At 62.2% G+C, this 15690-nt stretch carries 16 protein-coding genes and 1 pseudogene; 6 read left to right on the forward strand and 11 right to left on the reverse strand.

What is annotated here, in order from left to right; all coding sequences use genetic code 11:
* Nucleotides 1-5: 5 nt before the first annotated feature.
* The 4 genes from ACS4RS_RS11270 (at nucleotide 6) to ACS4RS_RS11285 (ending at nucleotide 4352) form a co-directional block, all read left to right on the forward strand.
* Nucleotides 6-1103, forward strand: coding sequence for a chemotaxis-specific protein-glutamate methyltransferase CheB (locus tag ACS4RS_RS11270; protein ID WP_439010893.1), 1098 nt, complete (start codon nucleotides 6-8; stop codon nucleotides 1101-1103).
* A gap of 197 nt (nucleotides 1104-1300) precedes the next feature.
* Entirely contained in the window at nucleotides 1301-2101 is an 801-nt protein-coding gene (locus tag ACS4RS_RS11275) for an inositol monophosphatase family protein (protein ID WP_088937632.1), read from the forward strand.
* A 112-nt stretch (nucleotides 2102-2213) separates the two neighbouring features.
* Entirely contained in the window at nucleotides 2214-3317 is a 1104-nt protein-coding gene (locus tag ACS4RS_RS11280; protein ID WP_054185080.1) for a MotA/TolQ/ExbB proton channel family protein, read from the forward strand.
* 3 nt (nucleotides 3318-3320) lie between these two features.
* Entirely contained in the window at nucleotides 3321-4352 is a 1032-nt protein-coding gene (locus ACS4RS_RS11285; protein ID WP_439010892.1) for a peptidoglycan -binding protein, read from the forward strand.
* Here the strand turns inward: ACS4RS_RS11285 and ACS4RS_RS11290 are convergent, their stop codons facing one another.
* From ACS4RS_RS11290 to ACS4RS_RS11310, 5 genes and pseudogenes are all read right to left on the reverse strand, one after another.
* The gene (locus ACS4RS_RS11290; protein WP_439010891.1) at nucleotides 4353-5603 is read right to left on the reverse strand and encodes a DUF6596 domain-containing protein; all 1251 of its coding nucleotides are present in this window, start codon (nucleotides 5601-5603) and stop codon (nucleotides 4353-4355) included. It abuts the gene before it with no gap.
* A 7-nt stretch (nucleotides 5604-5610) separates the two neighbouring features.
* A complete protein-coding gene (locus tag ACS4RS_RS11295; protein ID WP_439010890.1) occupies nucleotides 5611-5949 on the reverse strand; it encodes a YciI family protein in 339 nt (112 codons plus the stop codon).
* Between the two features lie 266 nt (nucleotides 5950-6215).
* Nucleotides 6216-6404 carry a YegP family protein gene (locus ACS4RS_RS11300; protein ID WP_003566419.1) on the reverse strand — a complete coding sequence of 63 codons (189 nt, stop codon included), beginning with the start codon at nucleotides 6402-6404 and terminating at the stop codon, nucleotides 6216-6218.
* 154 nt (nucleotides 6405-6558) lie between these two features.
* A pseudogene (locus ACS4RS_RS11305) lies at nucleotides 6559-6875 on the reverse strand (Bug family tripartite tricarboxylate transporter substrate binding protein); the annotation flags it as partial.
* Nucleotides 6876-7039: 164 nt separating this feature from the next.
* A complete protein-coding gene (locus ACS4RS_RS11310) occupies nucleotides 7040-8842 on the reverse strand; it encodes an ABC transporter transmembrane domain-containing protein (RefSeq protein WP_439010889.1) in 1803 nt (600 codons plus the stop codon).
* Between the two features lie 193 nt (nucleotides 8843-9035).
* On the opposite strand from ACS4RS_RS11310, the gene rpmE reads away from it, so the two are divergent.
* Nucleotides 9036-9257, forward strand: a complete 222-nt coding sequence (gene rpmE / locus ACS4RS_RS11315) for a 50S ribosomal protein L31 (protein ID WP_003566413.1) — start codon at nucleotides 9036-9038, stop codon at nucleotides 9255-9257.
* Between the two features lie 138 nt (nucleotides 9258-9395).
* Here rpmE and rcdA read toward each other — a convergent pair whose 3' ends face one another.
* The 3 genes from rcdA to ACS4RS_RS11330 all read right to left on the reverse strand — a co-directional run bounded on the left by rcdA (nucleotide 9396) and on the right by ACS4RS_RS11330 (nucleotide 11959).
* Nucleotides 9396-9911, reverse strand: coding sequence for a protease adaptor protein RcdA (gene rcdA / locus ACS4RS_RS11320; protein WP_003542804.1), 516 nt, complete (start codon nucleotides 9909-9911; stop codon nucleotides 9396-9398).
* A gap of 389 nt (nucleotides 9912-10300) precedes the next feature.
* Nucleotides 10301-10492 (reverse strand): DUF1192 domain-containing protein, encoded by a 192-nt coding sequence (locus ACS4RS_RS11325; protein WP_439010888.1) that lies wholly within the window; start codon nucleotides 10490-10492, stop codon nucleotides 10301-10303.
* Between the two features lie 168 nt (nucleotides 10493-10660).
* Entirely contained in the window at nucleotides 10661-11959 is a 1299-nt protein-coding gene (locus ACS4RS_RS11330; RefSeq protein ID WP_439010887.1) for an MFS transporter, read from the reverse strand.
* 173 nt (nucleotides 11960-12132) lie between these two features.
* On the opposite strand from ACS4RS_RS11330, the gene ACS4RS_RS11335 reads away from it, so the two are divergent.
* Nucleotides 12133-12297: a hypothetical protein gene (locus tag ACS4RS_RS11335; RefSeq protein WP_012558870.1), complete on the forward strand. Its 165-nt coding sequence runs from the start codon at nucleotides 12133-12135 to the stop codon at nucleotides 12295-12297.
* Between the two features lie 22 nt (nucleotides 12298-12319).
* Here the strand turns inward: ACS4RS_RS11335 and ACS4RS_RS11340 are convergent, their stop codons facing one another.
* The 3 genes from ACS4RS_RS11340 to ACS4RS_RS11350 form a co-directional block, all read right to left on the reverse strand.
* A complete protein-coding gene (locus ACS4RS_RS11340) occupies nucleotides 12320-13243 on the reverse strand; it encodes a PhzF family phenazine biosynthesis isomerase (protein WP_439010886.1) in 924 nt (307 codons plus the stop codon).
* A 138-nt stretch (nucleotides 13244-13381) separates the two neighbouring features.
* A protein-coding gene (locus ACS4RS_RS11345) for an IS630 family transposase (protein WP_197727565.1) occupies nucleotides 13382-14325 on the reverse strand; the annotation gives its coding sequence in 2 pieces (ribosomal slippage) (nucleotides 13382-13989 and nucleotides 13989-14325; 945 coding nt in all).
* Nucleotides 14326-14432: 107 nt separating this feature from the next.
* A complete protein-coding gene (locus ACS4RS_RS11350; protein ID WP_439010885.1) occupies nucleotides 14433-15458 on the reverse strand; it encodes a class I fructose-bisphosphate aldolase in 1026 nt (341 codons plus the stop codon).
* Nucleotides 15459-15690: the final 232 nt, after the last annotated feature.

The raw sequence follows: 15690 nt of genomic DNA on the forward strand, positions 1-15690 counted from the left end.
GCTTCATGGCGAAGAAAATCCGCGTTCTCATCATCGACGATTCCGCCAGCATCCGTCAGACGCTGACGCATGTGCTGGAGCAGGATCCCGATATCGAGATCATGGCGGTGGCGTCCGACCCGTTCGTGGCGGCGCGCAAGCTGCTGGAGGAAATCCCCGACGTCATCACGCTCGATGTCGAGATGCCGCGCATGGACGGCATCACCTTCCTGCGCAAGCTGATGGCGCAGCGGCCGATCCCTGTCGTGATGTGCTCGTCGCTGACGGAAGCCGGTTCGGAAACGCTGATCCAGGCGCTGGAGGCCGGCGCCGTCGACGTCATTCTGAAATCGAAGATCGGGGCCGCCGACAGTCTTTCCGATGATGCGATACGCATTCGCGAAATCGTCAAGAGCGCCTCGCATGCGCGGCTTACCACCGTCCGCCGCGCTGCCGGAACCATCCGGTCGGCCTCGGCCGACGGACCGACCAAGAAGCTGACGGCGGATGCGATGCTGCCGCCGCCGACGGGGCGGGCGATGGCGAAGACGACGGAAATGGTGGTCTGCGTTGGCGCCTCCACCGGCGGCACGGAGGCGCTGCGCGAGTTCCTGGAGGAACTGCCGGCCAATGCGCCTGGCATGGTGATTGTCCAGCATATGCCGGAGAAATTCACCGCCGCCTTCGCCAAGCGGCTGAACGGTCTCTGCGAGGTCGAGGTCAAGGAAGCCGTCGACGGCGATCCCGTGCTGCGCGGCCATGTGCTGATCGCGCCCGGCGACAAGCACATGCTGCTCGAACGCCAGGGTGCGCGCTATTATGTGAGCGTGAAGACCGGGCCGCTGGTGTCGCGGCACCGGCCTTCCGTCGACGTGCTCTTTCGTTCGGCGGCGCGCTCGGCCGGCTCGAACGCCATGGGGATCATCATGACCGGCATGGGTGACGATGGTGCGCGCGGCATGCTGGAAATGCATGAGGCCGGCGCCTACACGGTGGCGCAGGACGAGGCGAGTTCGGTCGTTTTCGGCATGCCGAAAGAGGCGATCGCCAAGGGCGGCGTCGACCGTATCCTGCCGCTCGATCAGATCGCCCGCGAAGTGCTGATGACGCAGCAGAAATTCTGAGACTGTTTGTCCGACAGTCCAGTATCAATCCCGGTTTCCGGCACAGGATGGCAGCCATGCGCGCCGGCCCTTGAAATTTCCCTGATTTTGTGGTCTTGAGGCCGCCAATCTTTGCAGCGCTGCCTGTCATGCAAGTTCAGGGACACTTCCCGCCCCTGGCAGCGCGCACCCCGTATCAGTCCCAAGGAAATGCGCCGATGGCCCGTTCAGCTCTTCTCAATGTCATGGTTCAGGCTGCCCTCAAGGCAGGAAAATCGCTGGGGCGTGATTTCGGCGAAGTGCAGAACCTGCAGGTTTCCGTGAAGGGACCGGGCGACTTCGTTTCCACCGCCGACCGCAAGGCCGAGAAGATCGTCAGGGAGGAGCTGCTGAAGGCGCGTCCGACCTATGGCTTCCTCGGCGAGGAAAGCGAGGAGATCAAGGGCACGGACGGCGCGCATCGCTGGATCGTCGATCCGCTCGACGGCACGACGAACTTCCTGCACGGCATCCCGGCCTTCGCCGTCTCGATCGCGCTCGAACGCAATGGCGAAATTGTCGCCGCGGTCATCTTCAATCCGGCGACCGACGAACTCTATACCGCCGAGCGCGGCGGTGGCGCCTTCCTCAACGACCGGCGCCTGCGCGTCGCCGCACGTCGCGCGCTGTCGGATTGCGTCATCGGCTGCGGCGTGCCGGCGCTCGGCAAGCGCAATCACGGCAAGTTCCTGGTCGAGCTTCGCCACGTGATGGGCGAAGTGGCGGGTATCCGCCGCTTGGGATCGCCGACGCTCGATCTCGCCTATGTCGCCGCCGGGCGTTTCGATGGCTTCTGGGAAGCCGAGCTTGCGCCGTGGGATATGGCGGCCGGCATCCTGCTCATCCGCGAAGCCGGCGGGTTCGCCACCGATTGGGACGGCGGGGCGGCGATTCTGGAGAGCGGCGCGATCGTCGCCGGCAACGAAGCCATCCACAAGGCGCTGATCGAAGTCGTCAAGCGGCCAATTCCCGCCAAGTAAGCGGGCGGAAATCCGGCTGTTGTAAAGTCACGGTTTTCGCCTCGGCATACTTCAATTCGGCACAATGTTGCTCTAGTCTCCGCCAGCAATGACTCCGGAGGCAGCGGACCCTATGGAAAATGTGAATGTGGCGGAGATCGGCTCCACCGAAAAGACGGCCAGCGGTTATGCCTACAGGCTTTCGAGCCCCATGCCCTTCCTCTGGACGATGCTGCTTTTCCTCGTCATCGTCGGTTTTATCGCCGCCATCCTCTTCCGGCAGACGCAGACCGCCTTCATGCACAATCCTGGCCTCAACGGCCTGATCGTCGGCGTTCTCGCAGTCGGAATCATTCTTGTTTTCAACCATGTGCTGGCGCTTCGCCCCGAAGTGCGCTGGTTCAATTCGTTCCGCGCCGCCGGCAGCGCCGACAAGGTCAACCGCAATCCGCGGCTGCTCGCGCCGATGCGGGCGCTGATCGGCAGCCGCAAGTCCTCGGTGGCGCTGTCGACGACGGCATTACGCTCGATCCTCGATTCCATCGCCACCCGCCTCGACGAATCGCGCGATGTCTCGCGCTACCTCATCGGCCTTCTGGTTTTCCTCGGCCTGCTCGGCACCTTCTGGGGCCTGATCGGCACGATCGGTTCGATCAGCATGGTCATTCAGTCGCTCGATGCCGGCTCGAACGGCACGGGGGATGTGCTCGCGGCTCTGAAGGAAGGGCTTTCCACGCCGCTTTCGGGCATGGGCCAGGCCTTCTCCTCCTCGCTGCTCGGCCTTTCCGGCTCGCTCATTCTCGGCTTCCTCGACCTTCAGGCCGGCCGCGCACAGAACCGTTTTTACATGGAGCTGGAAAACTGGCTCTCCTCGGTCACCGATGTCGGTTCCGACCTGGCGCCGGCCCTCGATGCTGTTGCCGGCGCTTCGTCGGACGATATGCGTGCGCTCTCCGATTATCTGCGCAAGGTCTCCGAGGAAGGGGGTGCCGGCAGCCAGCGCTCCGTCGCCGCCATGGCGAGCCTTGCCGAAGGCATTCAGGGTCTGGTCAAGAACATGCGCAACGAGCAGCAGATGCTGCGCGACTGGATCGAGGCGCAGCAGGACGAGGCCAAGGCGATGCGCCGCACGCTCGACCGGCTGGCCGAACGCATTGGCGTTCAGGAGCGCGCCGGCGACCGGAGCGAGCGCGTGCGCGACCGCGCCAGCCAGGCAGAAAAGAGCGAGGGCAAGTAAGCCATGGCTCTAGCCCGCAACCGGCGCCGTGAACGCACGGTGGATTATTGGCCGGGTTTCGTTGACGCGCTGTCGACGCTGCTCATCGCAATCATGTTCCTGCTGACGGTCTTCGTCGTCGGGCAGTTCATCCTCAGCCGCGAGATCACCGGACGCGATGAGGTGCTCAGTCGCCTCAACAGTCAGATCAACGAGCTGACGCAGCTTCTTGCGCTGGAAAAGGGCAGCAATCAGGACCTGCAGGATTCGGTCGCCAATCTGCAGGCCTCGCTTGCCAGTGCCGAGGGCGATCGGTCGCGGCTGCAGGCGCTGCTGAACGCCGGATCGGGCGGCCAGGACGCTGCGCAGAAGCGGATCGGCACGATGACGCAGGAGCTTGACGAGCAGAAGCAGGTCAGCGAGCGGGCGCTGAGCCAGGTCGAGCTGCTGAACCAGCAGATCGCGGCACTTCGAAGCCAGATCGCCGCCGTCGAAGCGGCCCTTCAGGCTTCGGAGGAGAAAGACCGGGTCTCGCAGACTAAGATCGCCGATCTCGGCAGCCGCCTCAACGTTGCGCTCGCTGCGCGCGTGCAGGAATTGAACCGCTACCGTTCCGACTTTTTCGGCCGCCTGCGCGAGATCCTTTCGGACCGCGAGAATATCCGCATCGTAGGCGACCGGTTCGTCTTCCAATCGGAAGTGCTGTTTCCCTCGGGCGGCGCCGATCTCAACCCGGAGGGACAGACCGAGATGGGCAAACTCGCCGCCGCCCTTCTCGATCTCGCCAAGGAAATTCCGCCGGAGATCAATTGGGTGCTGCGTGTCGACGGCCATACCGACAATGTGCCGCTTGCCGGAACCGGCCGCTACCGCGACAATTGGGAGCTCTCCTCGGCGCGCGCGATTTCGGTCGTCAAGTTCCTGATTGCACAGGGCGTGCCGGCCGACCGGCTGGTTGCTGCCGGCTTCGGCGAGTTCCAGCCGATTGCGCCCGGCGAAACGCCGGATGCGCGCGCCACCAACCGCCGCATCGAGCTGAAGCTGACCGAGAAATAATCAACCTGCCGTCCCTTGCCGCGCCTCCTTCAGCCGGTCGGCGAGAAAATCGCGCACGGCGGGACTATCGCTGAGGCCGATCGCCGTCATGTAGGCGTCGATTGCTGCGGCATCGTCGCCGGCGCGTGCCAGAAGAAAGGCACGCACGGCCCAATAGGGCTGATAGGCAGCGGTATCGCGCGGATCGAGCCTGTCGAGCCGCTCCAGGCCGGCGGTGGCGCTCAAGGCCCTGCCGATCACCGCTGCTTCGGCGACGCGTGCGCCGAGCGTGGGTTTCATCGTGACCAGCGCCGCGTAGAGCGTTGTCAGCGCCTGCCAGTCGGTCGTTCCCGAAAGCCGGCGCGCCGCATGCACGGACTGGATCGCAGCCTGGCACTGAAAGGGACCGAAACGGTCGAAAGCTCCGGCCTTGCGCAGCAGCGCATCCGCCTCGGCGATCATGATGGCGCTCCAGGCCGCCGTATCCTGCTCGTCCAGCGGCACATAGCGGCCATTACGGTCACGCCGGGCACTGCGGCGGGCCTCGCAGTGAAGCATCAGCGACAACAGGCCGATCGCTTCCGGTTCATCGGGCAGCACCGCGAGAAGCGCACGGCCGAGCCAGATCGCTTCGCCGGCAAGCGAATGGCGCTCCTCCTCGCCGTCGAGACCGTCCCATCCGAGGCCGTAGGCGGCGTAGATCGCCGAAAGCACGGCAGCGAGCCGCTCCGGCAGAGCGGGGCGAGGGGGAACGGCGAAGGGAATGCCGGCATCGCGGATCTTGACCTTGGCCCGCACCAGCCGCTGGCTCATCGCCTCCGGTGAAACGACGAAGGCCCGTGCGATGGTTTTCGCCTCGATGCCGAGAACGGTCTGCAACATTAGCGCCGTATGCACGGAGCTGTCGATGGCGGGATGGGTGCAGGCGAAAAGCAGCTTCAGCCGCTCATCGGGAAAGACGGCTTTGCCGGCCTCGTTCATGCATTCCTCCGCCTCCTCGAAAGCGACGGTTATCGTCGTCTGCGCATTGGCCGCGACGGTGCGGCGGCGGGCGGCCTGCATCAGGTTGCGGCGTGCGGCCACCAGCAGCCAGGCTTCCGGCTTGTCGGGAACGCCGCGCTCCGGCCAGACGCGAAGGGCCGAAGCCAGCGCTTCCGACAATGCGTCTTCCGCCGCCGGCACGTCACGCGAGCGGGCGGCGAGAAAGGCGATCAGTTTGCCGTAGGACTGACGCGCCACCTGTTCGGCGGCGCGCCCGGCATCGGGCGGCATCGCCGCCTCACATCTGCAGGCGCGGACGCACCTCGACCGAACCCCTGTCGGAGATCGGAACGCGTGTTGCCCATTCGAGCGCTGTGTCCATGTCGGGGACTTCGATCAGATAGAAACCGCCGAGCTGTTCCTTGCCTTCCGGATAGGGGCCGTCCTGAACGTCGTGATCCTCGCCTTTGCGGCGCACGATCGTACCGGTCTCCGGCGCCGTCAGCCCGGCGCCGCCGGTCATGATCCCCGCCTGGGCAAGCGCCTTGCTGTAGGCGACCCAGCCGTCGCGATAGGCCGGATCGCTGCGGTTGGCGAAATCCTCGGCGGTTTCGCGAATGATGAGAGCATATTGCATGGGAAACTCCTAATCTCGTTGTGGCGTTGATCCGGGCATCGCCATATCGGGAATATCCCGAAAGCCGTGACGCCCGGTGGAGCGGTTCAGCCGTTCCGAGACAATGAGGCGCGACCAGCGGTCATTTCGACATGGTTTTCAAGAAATCTGCAAAAAAGAAAAATGGCGCGGAGATCACAAGCAACCAGGCCGGACGCGAGGTGCGGCATTGCTTATCGGCGCGCGGAGAGGCAGGGCGGCGTTTTACGCCGCCGCCGCCATTCTGCTCAGGCTTCGGCCTTCGTCTGGTCGACGACGTCGGCGCTTGGCGTGTTCTTCTTGATCGATTCGATGGCACTCATGGCGGACGCCTTCGCCTTGTAGCCTTCGGAAAGGAACATGGTTTCCCCGTTCGATGCCTTGAAGCGGAAGCGGAACTCGCCGGCCTTATCCTTATAAACTTCGAATTTATACATGGATGTCTCCCGAAACGCTGAATTGCAACCATCAGCGTCAGGGAAGCTAGATCAAAATGGCGAGCTTTTCCACTGCCTTAATTAGAATTGGCTGCTCGGCGTCCAATTGTCGCCGCTCCCAGGGACGCAACCGGAGGGGTCTGCGCCGCAGACGTCATTCCATCTGGATGTTCGCGCCCTTGACCACCGGACCCCATTTGGCGAGCTCGGCCTTGACATCGGCGGCGAGTTCATCCGGCGTCGAGCCGACGATGGTGGCGCTGAATTCCTTCATCCGTTCGGCAACGGCCGGGTCTTTAAGCGCTTTGTTGGCCGAGGCATTGAGTCGCATCACGACCTCGCTCGGCGTCTTGGCCGGGGCGAAAAGCGCATTCCAGGTATAGGTCTCGCATCCCGGTATGCCTGACTCGGCGACCGTCGGCGCATCGGGAAAGGAGGGCGCGCGGCCGTTGTCACCGCCAGCGCCCGCAAACGTCGCGTCATATCAAAAGGCGCCATTCCCGCCTCCTCCCAAGAATTTCAACAGCGATATCCCCACCCCGGGGGCATGAATAGGGTAGGGTAGGATACGCGAACGACCACCGTGGTGGGCGTGTGAGAGGTCAGACTTTGGTCGCACAGAAGCGGATGACCGCCTATTTCGTTGCGGCGAGCACATCCTCGTTGGCGGCGTCGAATTGCAGCCGTGCGAGCCGTGCATAGATGCCGCCGTGGCGGATCAGGCTCTGATGGGTGCCTTCTTCGACGACGCGGCCCTGATCCATGACGAGGATGCGGTCGGCCTTCAACACGGTTGCCAGGCGATGGGCGATGACGAGCGTCGTGCGGCCGTCGACAAGGCCGTCAAGCGCCTTTTGCACCAACGTCTCGCTTTCGGCGTCGAGCGCCGACGTCGCTTCGTCGAGCAGCAGCACAGGCGCGTTCTTCAGGATGGCACGAGCGATGGCGACGCGTTGGCGCTGGCCGCCGGAGAGCGTAATGCCGCGTTCGCCGACCTCGGTCTCATAACCCTGATCCAGCCGGGTGATGAATTCGTCGGCCTGGGCGGCAAGGGCTGCGGCGCGGATTTCGTCACGCGAGGCTCCGGGACGGCCGAAGGCGATGTTGTCATGGATCGAGGCGGCAAAGATGGTGACATCCTGCGGCACGATGGCAATGCGCCGGCGCAGCTCGTCGGGGGTGGTCAGCGGCGCGTCGACACCATCGATCGTCACGCTGCCCTGCTGCGGATCGTAGAAACGCAGCAGCAGCGAAAAGACGGTGCTCTTGCCGGCGCCGGAAGGGCCGACAATGGCAACGGTTTCGCCCGGCGCAATCGTGAAGCTCAAGCCATGCAGCGCCGATTTGCCGGGGCGCGAGGGATAGGCAAAATGGACGTCGGAAAATTCGACGCGGCCAAGGCTGGGCGAAGGAAGAGACTGCGGGTGGGCGGGGGCTGCGATCGGCGAAACTTCGTCAAGAAGCTCGGTCAGCCGGTCGGCAGCACCGGCCGCCTGCGAGAGTTCGCCCCAGACCTCCGACAAGGCGCCCAGCGAACCGGCGGAGATGACGGCATAGAGCAGGAACTGGCCGAGCGTGCCGGCCGAAAGCGTGCCGGCAAGCACGCTGTGTGCGCCGACCCAGAGCACGGCGACGACGCTGCCGAAGATCAGCGTGATGGCGATCCCGGTCAGCAGCGCGCGCGAGCGGATGGCGGCGCGGGCCGCTTCATAGGCGGATTCGACGGCGATGCCGTAGCGTGTCGCTGCGGCATCTTCGCCGTTGAAGGCCTGGACGGTGCGGGTCGCGGCGATCGTCTCGTTGGCGAAGGCGGAGGCATCGGCGAGCGTATCCTGGGCGGCGCGGGAGCGTTTGCGGACCGAGCGGCCGAAGGCGACGAGCGGGAAGACGATCAGCGGGATTGCCCCAATGACGAGGCTCGAAAGCTTCGGCGAGGTGACGATCATCATACCCATCGCGCCGATACAGAGGATGAGGTTTCTGAGCGCCACCGAGGCCGTGGCGCCGACGGCGGATTTGATCTGCGTCGTATCGGCGGTCAGGCGCGAGACGATCTCGCCGGACTGGTTGACGTCGAAGAAGGAGGGCGACAGCCGTGTCACGTGAGAAAAGACATCGCGGCGAAGATCGGCGACAATGCGCTCACCGATGGTGATGACGAAATAATAGCGCAGTGCGCTTGCTACCGCGAGCACGACGGCCATGATCATCAGCATGGCGAAGTAGCTGTTGATGAAGCGGCCGTCGGACTGGGTGAAGCCGTGGTCGATCATGCGACGCACGGCGAGCGGCAGCGCCAGCGAGGTGACGGCGGCAAGCGCCAGCGACGTCAGTGCACCGGCCACCAGGCCGCGATAACGCATGACGTAGGGCGTCAGCCTGCCGAGCGGCCGTAACGACCGCCTTTTGTTTTCCTCAGCCCGTGCCTGCTCTGCCAAATCGTCTCCGATCACCCTCAGGACCCGCGCAATGCGGCCTGTTGGCTCTTGTTATCTAGGCGCCCTTCATGTATAGGCACGCCATCCTAATGGGAAGCCGTAGCCATCACGACTGCGGCTTCATTTATTCAATCGGTTCGGTGGCCGCAACTGCATGCGGCAAATTGAACTCCGGTATCGCAGGAAGATTGTTATGAAGGCAGGCATCCATCCCGACTATCACATGATCAAGGTGGTCATGACCGATGGCACCGAATACGAAACCCGCTCGACCTGGGGTTCGGAAGGCGCTGTCATGAACCTCGAAATCGATTCCAAGTCGCACCCGGCCTGGACCGGCGGCAACCAGCAGCTCATGGACCGCGGTGGCCGCGTTTCCAAGTTCAACAAGCGTTTCGGCGGCCTCGGCCTCTAATCCCTTCTGCTCGACGGAATTCGAAAAGAGCCCGGTTTTGCCGGGCTTTTTTGTGTGGTCGGGAAGGGGCGTTCTCAGGCAAAGAAAAACCGGCCGCGTCGGACGCGGCCGGTTTGTATGGAATTCCTGCGGATCTGGTCAGTTGTTGCCGAAGGCGGTCTGCAGTAGGGAAAGCTGGGCCTGGACGCTGTTTTGATTGTCGTGAACGATCACGGCTTCGGACGGGCGGTAGATCTCGCGGTCGAGCAAAGCGATACGGTTCTGCAGACGCAGCGAGCGCTCGACCAGGTCGCGGAAGGATTCCGGCAGGTCGCCCCAGCCGGGCGCGGCGCGGTCGACGTTGAAGCCGTCGAGGCGAACCTTGTTCTTCTCGGCCAGCACCTGGTCCCGGGACATTTCGCCATTGTTGACGGCGCGCTGCAGCAGCAGCCAGGAGGCCATCTGCATGAGACGGGTGGTAAGACGCATCGATTCCGCTGCGTAGAGAACTGAGGCCATCCGCGGCAGAACCTTGGAAGCGGCGCGGCCCTGGCCGTCGAGATAGGCGGCGGTCTCTTCGACCAGCGACATGCCTTCCGCATAAAGTGCCTTGAACTGCGAGGATGCAGCGGCGCGACCTGCAAAACTGATCGTGTTCAATCCAACTTCCGACATCGCAATAGTCCCTGTTGCACGCAGCTACATATATTCAGGTAACGCGGGCACCGACGGAAAAGTTTCCGAGCCCGGTCTTTATGACTTTAAGATGGTATCATTAGCCCAAATGCGCAAGCCGTTTCTTAAGAAAGGGTTAATCTCCACAGTTTCGTGGAGAAGCGCCGGGCAGAAGGAAAAAGAAGAGCCGCAAAAGCGGCTCTCAAGGTAAAACAGGGAGAAAAATCAGACCAATTCACCGCTTGGAAAACTGTCTGAGATCCAGAGAAGATCCGGATGAGTACAGTAATATCTTATAAAGCTTAATATTTTATTAACATTGTGCCGAACTAAGACTTGAGGCGGGCTCATTTATCCACCTATAGCCTTGTTTTTTTGGATTTTTCGGATCACGAACGGAAGAAACTTTCCGCTGCCTGCCGCCCGGTGGCCTTGCGGGTGGCCTCGGCTTCGAGACGGGCGATCTCCGCCTTCAGCAAATCCACCCGCGCCTTCAACTCATCCACCGAAAGGATGGAGAGATCGGCGCCGATCTCGTGGGCGGTCTTCTTCGGCGGCCCGTCGTCATCGATGAAGCTCATGGGTTCTCCTCCATTGCTGCCTGGAGCAGCATGCCAAAAAGATATATGCAATCGGAATTTAGGCCGATCCAGCTAAAATTCATCCTCAACCAAAGCGCGCTTCATCAAATTTGATTGATGCGAGGTGCTTTATCCCGGGAACCGCTGCACGCTTCCGGGCGGCTTGCATTAGCCGAACTTTACAGCAGGATCGCCGCTTTCGGGAGACTTGCCGGATTCTGTCGGTTTGCCGGCGCCGCGATCGGCAAGCGACATGCTTTGCGGCGTCAGCATCGGCGAGGTGCCGGTCGGGATCGTCGTATAGGCGTCGCGGTCGCTGGCCGGGACGGCGGCGCGGATGCGGCTCCGGATGATGGCGTAAACGGTGATCAGCACGTGGGCGATGGCGGTGACGAGGAAAAGCGCGTGCGGGGTAATCACCGACATGACGGGGCCGCCGATCGTCGGGCCGATCACCGTGCCGATGCCGTAGAGCAGCAGCAGGCCACCGGAGACCTTGACGAAATCCTCCGATGCCGCGAAGTCGTTCGCGTGGGCGACGGCGATCGGATAAAGCGTATTGGCGACCGCGCCGTAAAGGACAACGAGCCCGATCAGCAAGGCTGGTGACGTCGGGTGGAGCATGAAGATCAGCAAGCCGGCAAGGGCGGCGATCCCGGACATGGCGGCGAGCACATAGCGCCGGTCGATGCGATCGGAAAGCCGGCCGGCCGGCAGCTGCATCATGGCGCCGGCGAAGATGGTGGAACTCATCATGACGGCGATGCTGGTGTCGGAGAGGCCGGCGCCGGCGCCGAAGACGGCGCCGAGCGTGCCATAGGCGCCGTTGGCGATGCCGACGAGCAGGATGCCGAGGCAGGAGACCGGCGAATTGCGATAGAGCGCCGGCAGGTCGAGGCGCACAGCCTTCAGCGGCTGCGGCGAAGCGGCGGTCGAAAGCGTCGTCGGCAGCATGGCGATGCAATAGAAAATGCCGCAGATCATAAACAGCACCGGCGTGCGCACATCCTCGAGCGGGATCATCATCTGGCCGCCGACGACGCCGAGCAGCGTGATGCCGATATAAAGCGAGAAGATCGCGCCGCGGCTCTCGTTGCTGGCGCGCTCGTTCAGCCAGCTTTCGATAATCATCGAGGTGCCGGCGGTGGAGAAGCCGGTAGCCGCGCGCAGGACCACCCACCAGACCGGATGGATAATGATGCCGCTCACCAGAGCGATGATGGCGATGATCGAGATGAAGCCCGAGAAGGAGCGCACATGACCGACGCGGCGCACCAGTTTCGGCGCCACCAGGCAGCCGATAACGAAGCCCCCGGCCCATGAGGTGCCGAGCAGGCCGAGCGTCGTCGTGGCATAGCCTTCGAGATTGCCGCGCACGGGAAGCAGGATGCCCTGCAGGCCGTTGCCCATGAAAAGAAAGAGCGTGCCAAACAGCAGCGCGGCGACGGACAGAAGGTTTCTCTTCATTTCCCCAGACTCGGTCTTAGTGATTTTGGAATGGACATAAGGCATGAGCTGCGTGAGCCCAGCCTCAAGATGATTGATTGTGCCCCGGAATGTCTTTACGGCGTGCGAAGCACCTGTGTTGGCGCGGAAAAATGTCCGTCCTGTGACATTCCGAAAAATGGAAAAAATAAAGCATGACAAAGCTGATAGCCTTGCTGCTCATCCTTGCCATGGCGATACAGCTGATCAAGCCGCTCGGGCTCCCCGGCCTCAGGCGGCGGACGGATTTCTGGAAGATCGCGCTGATCGCTTTCGGGATCTGGGCATTGGACCTGCTCTTGCGCGATTTCCTGATGTAGGCCTGTCGTCGACCTGCGATCGTCAGTCCTGCAGGATGATTTCCCCGCGCATGACGGGAACACAGCTGCCCGAGATGACGACATCGGTGACGGTGCCGCTGAGTTTCGAGACATCGAGGACGATGATGCTGCGCCGGCCCATTTCGACGCCTTGTTCGACGGTAATGTGGACGTTCATATGCGCATCAGGCGCAAGCGAGACGAGATAGGCGCCAAGCGCAGCTGAAGCACTGCCGGTTGCCGGGTCCTCGGGCACGTTGTCAAGCGGTGCGAACATGCGGGCGCGAATATGCCACGGATTTTCGGATGTTCTGGCATAGACGAAGAGCGAGAAGTCATGACCGCTCGTCGTCTGGCGGCCGGCAGCCGCCTGGAAACCGGCAAGATTCGGGCGGGCGGCGGCGAGCGCCTCAAGCCCGCTCACTTCGGCAACGGCGAAATTCAGGCCGACCGAGGCAAAGACCGGGGCGTGGGTGGTTGTGACGACGGCGTCAGGTTCGAGCGAGACGCAGCCGGCGATGGTTTCCTCGGCGATGGTATCGCCGACCGTCAGCGGCTGCGGCGCGCGGATGGCTGTAGCCGCGATCCTTCCGCCGCTGCGTTTCAGGCTGATTTCGACGATGCCGGCCTTTTCTTCGAAGCGTAATTTCTCGCCGACCGGCTTGCCGAAGATCTCTGCCTGCTGGCCGAGGACATAGGCGGTGCCGACATTCGGATGGCCGGCGAAGGGCACTTCCATCGTCGGGGTGAAGATGCGGACGCGGGCGGAATTTTCAGGATTTTCCGGCGGCAGGACGAAGGTCACTTCGGAATAGTTGAACTCGGTGGCGATCCTCTGCATCGCAGCATCGCTCAGGCCCCGCGCGTCGGCGATGACGGCAAGCGGATTGCCCTCAAAGCGGGTGGAGGTGAAGACATCGACGGTGACGTAGGAGAGGGTATCCATGGCGGCTCCTGTTGCGGCTGCGGCTATGGATAATCACGATTTTCCGGTGAAGCGAGCCGGTTTCTTGTCGCCGTGACAATGCAAGAAGGGGCGGCAACGATGGGTTGCCGCCCCTTCTTCATCTAGAGCGCGTCCGCTTTAATCCGGGTCATACCCCGCAGCGGCGAAGTAGTTTGCACATTCCTGCGGTTTGATGAGGGGAACGATTTTACCGACGGTATCCCACAAGGCATCGACGGAGCGCTCGGCCTTGGCCCGCAGAAGCGCTTTCAGTTTGGAAAAGGCCATCTCGATTGGGTTAAAATCGGGGCTGTAGGGCGGGAGGTAGAGCAGCCTGCAACCAGCAACTTCTATGGCGTGCCGAACACCTTCGGCTTTGTGTGCAGGCAAATTGTCCATGATAACGGTGTCGCCGGGCCTGAGTGTCGGCACCAGAACCTGCTCGATATAGGCCAAAAATGCCACGCCGTTCATCGGTCCGTCGAGTACCATCGGTGCGGTCATTCCGGAAAGCCTAAGCGCCCCTGTAAAGGTCGTGGTTTTCCAGTGGCCATGAGGAACCGCTGACCGGCAGCGTTCGCCGCATTGGGATCGCCCGCGTAATCGAGACATCTTCGTGGAGAGACCAGTCTCATCGATAAAAATAAGCTTGGCGGGATCGAGATCGAGCTGACCATCAAACCAGGCCTGCCGCCGTTTCAAAAGGTCGTCTCGCTCCTGCTCCAATGCATGTGCGGTCTTTTTTTAAAGGTCCAGCCCCGCTTGCGAAGCCACACGTCAAGAGCACTGCGGCCGATCACGACAGACCGCTCCTCACTCAAGCGCAGGACCATTTCGTTGAGCGTGATGTCTTTCTCGTCATCGATAAGGCCGATGATAAAGGCCTCATGCTCATCCAGTCTGGACCCTGAGCGTCGACCCTGTTTGCCCGCGGTCAGTTGACCCTGTCGCGCGTTGGCGATCCAGGCAATGGCCGTCGAAATCCCGATCCCAAACCGCGCAGCCGCCGAACGCGCAGACATCCCGTCCGAAGACGCAGCCAGAACTCGAATGCGAAGATCATCGCTGAACGCTCGTGACATTCATACCTCCTGATTCGAAGGCAGGGAATCACGCCAAACAAAGCATGTCACCAAAATTCCGATTCCGCGTTCAATGGACGTGCTCTAAGTGAAGGCTGCCTGAAAAATCAGGCGGCCTTTTCCAGGTCCTTCTTCCAGTTGCCCTTGGCGGCGAGGCTGTTCATCTCGGCGCGGTGGGTGAATTCGCGCTGGCCGGCGGCGACATTCTCAGGCTTGCCGTTCCAGGCCTTGAGCGCGCTGTCCTGCAGGGCGCGGCCGTAGGAGAAGGTGACGAGCCAGGGCAGGTCGGCGGTGGAATTGATGGCGGACAGGTGCGCGGTTGCTTCTTCGGTGGTCTGGCCGCCGGAGAGGAAGGCGATGCCGGGAACGGCTGATGGAACGGTCGCCTTCAGCACCTTGACGGTGCGTTCGGCGACTTCCGCGACCGAGGCCTTGCGGGCGTTCTTGCCGTCAATGACCATGTTCGGCTTCAGGATCATGCCTTCGAGGCTGACGCGGGCATCGGCCAGTTCTTCAAAAACGATGCGCAGCGTGGCTTCGGTGACTTCGGCGCAGCGGTCGATGTTGTGGTCGCCCGGCTTGCCGTCCATCAGGCATTCCGGCTCGACGATCGGCACAATGTTGGCCTCCTGGCAGAGGGCGGCATAGCGGGCAAGCGCCTGAGCGTTGGCGCGGACCGAACCGCGGGTCGGTAGTGACGAGGAGATGGCGATGACGCCGCGCCATTTGGCAAAACGGGCGCCGGCTTCATAATACTTGGCAAGGCGCTCGCCGAGACCATCGAGGCCCTCGGTGATGGTTTCGCCCGGATATTTGGCCATCGGCTTGGCGCCGGTGTCAACCTTGATGCCGGGAATGGAACCGGCAGCGCGGATGATATCGACGAAAGGCGTGCCGTCCGCGGCCTTCTGGAACAGCGTCTCTTCGAACAGGATGACGCCAGAGATATATTTCTTCATCGCCTCGTCGGAGCGGAAGAGCATCTCGCGGTAATCGCGGCGGCTGGTTTCGGTCGATTCCAGGTTGATCGTGTCGAAACGCTTCTTAATGGTGGAGGTCGATTCATCTGCCGCAAGCAGTCCCCGGCCGCCTGCAACCATCTGCACTGCAATGTCTTTCAGTCGTTCGCTCATTCTCGTTCTCTCCACAGCATTAAACATCGGCGGTTTAAGAATATAGGACGGCGATAACAGAAGTTTATAGAGAGGAAAATGGAAGGCTAAGTCACTGAAACGATTGAAATCAATTCAATCGTTTGAAAAAATGGGATTTTTTCCAACGCGTGAGCAAAAGACCGCGGAAGGCTCTTCGCCGCCGCGGTCTATCCACATGTAAAACCTGTCAAATCGGGCTTGCAGCGCCGCT

This window comes from Rhizobium sp. F40D2, from assembly GCF_051810745.2.
Classification (GTDB): domain Bacteria; phylum Pseudomonadota; class Alphaproteobacteria; order Rhizobiales; family Rhizobiaceae; genus Rhizobium.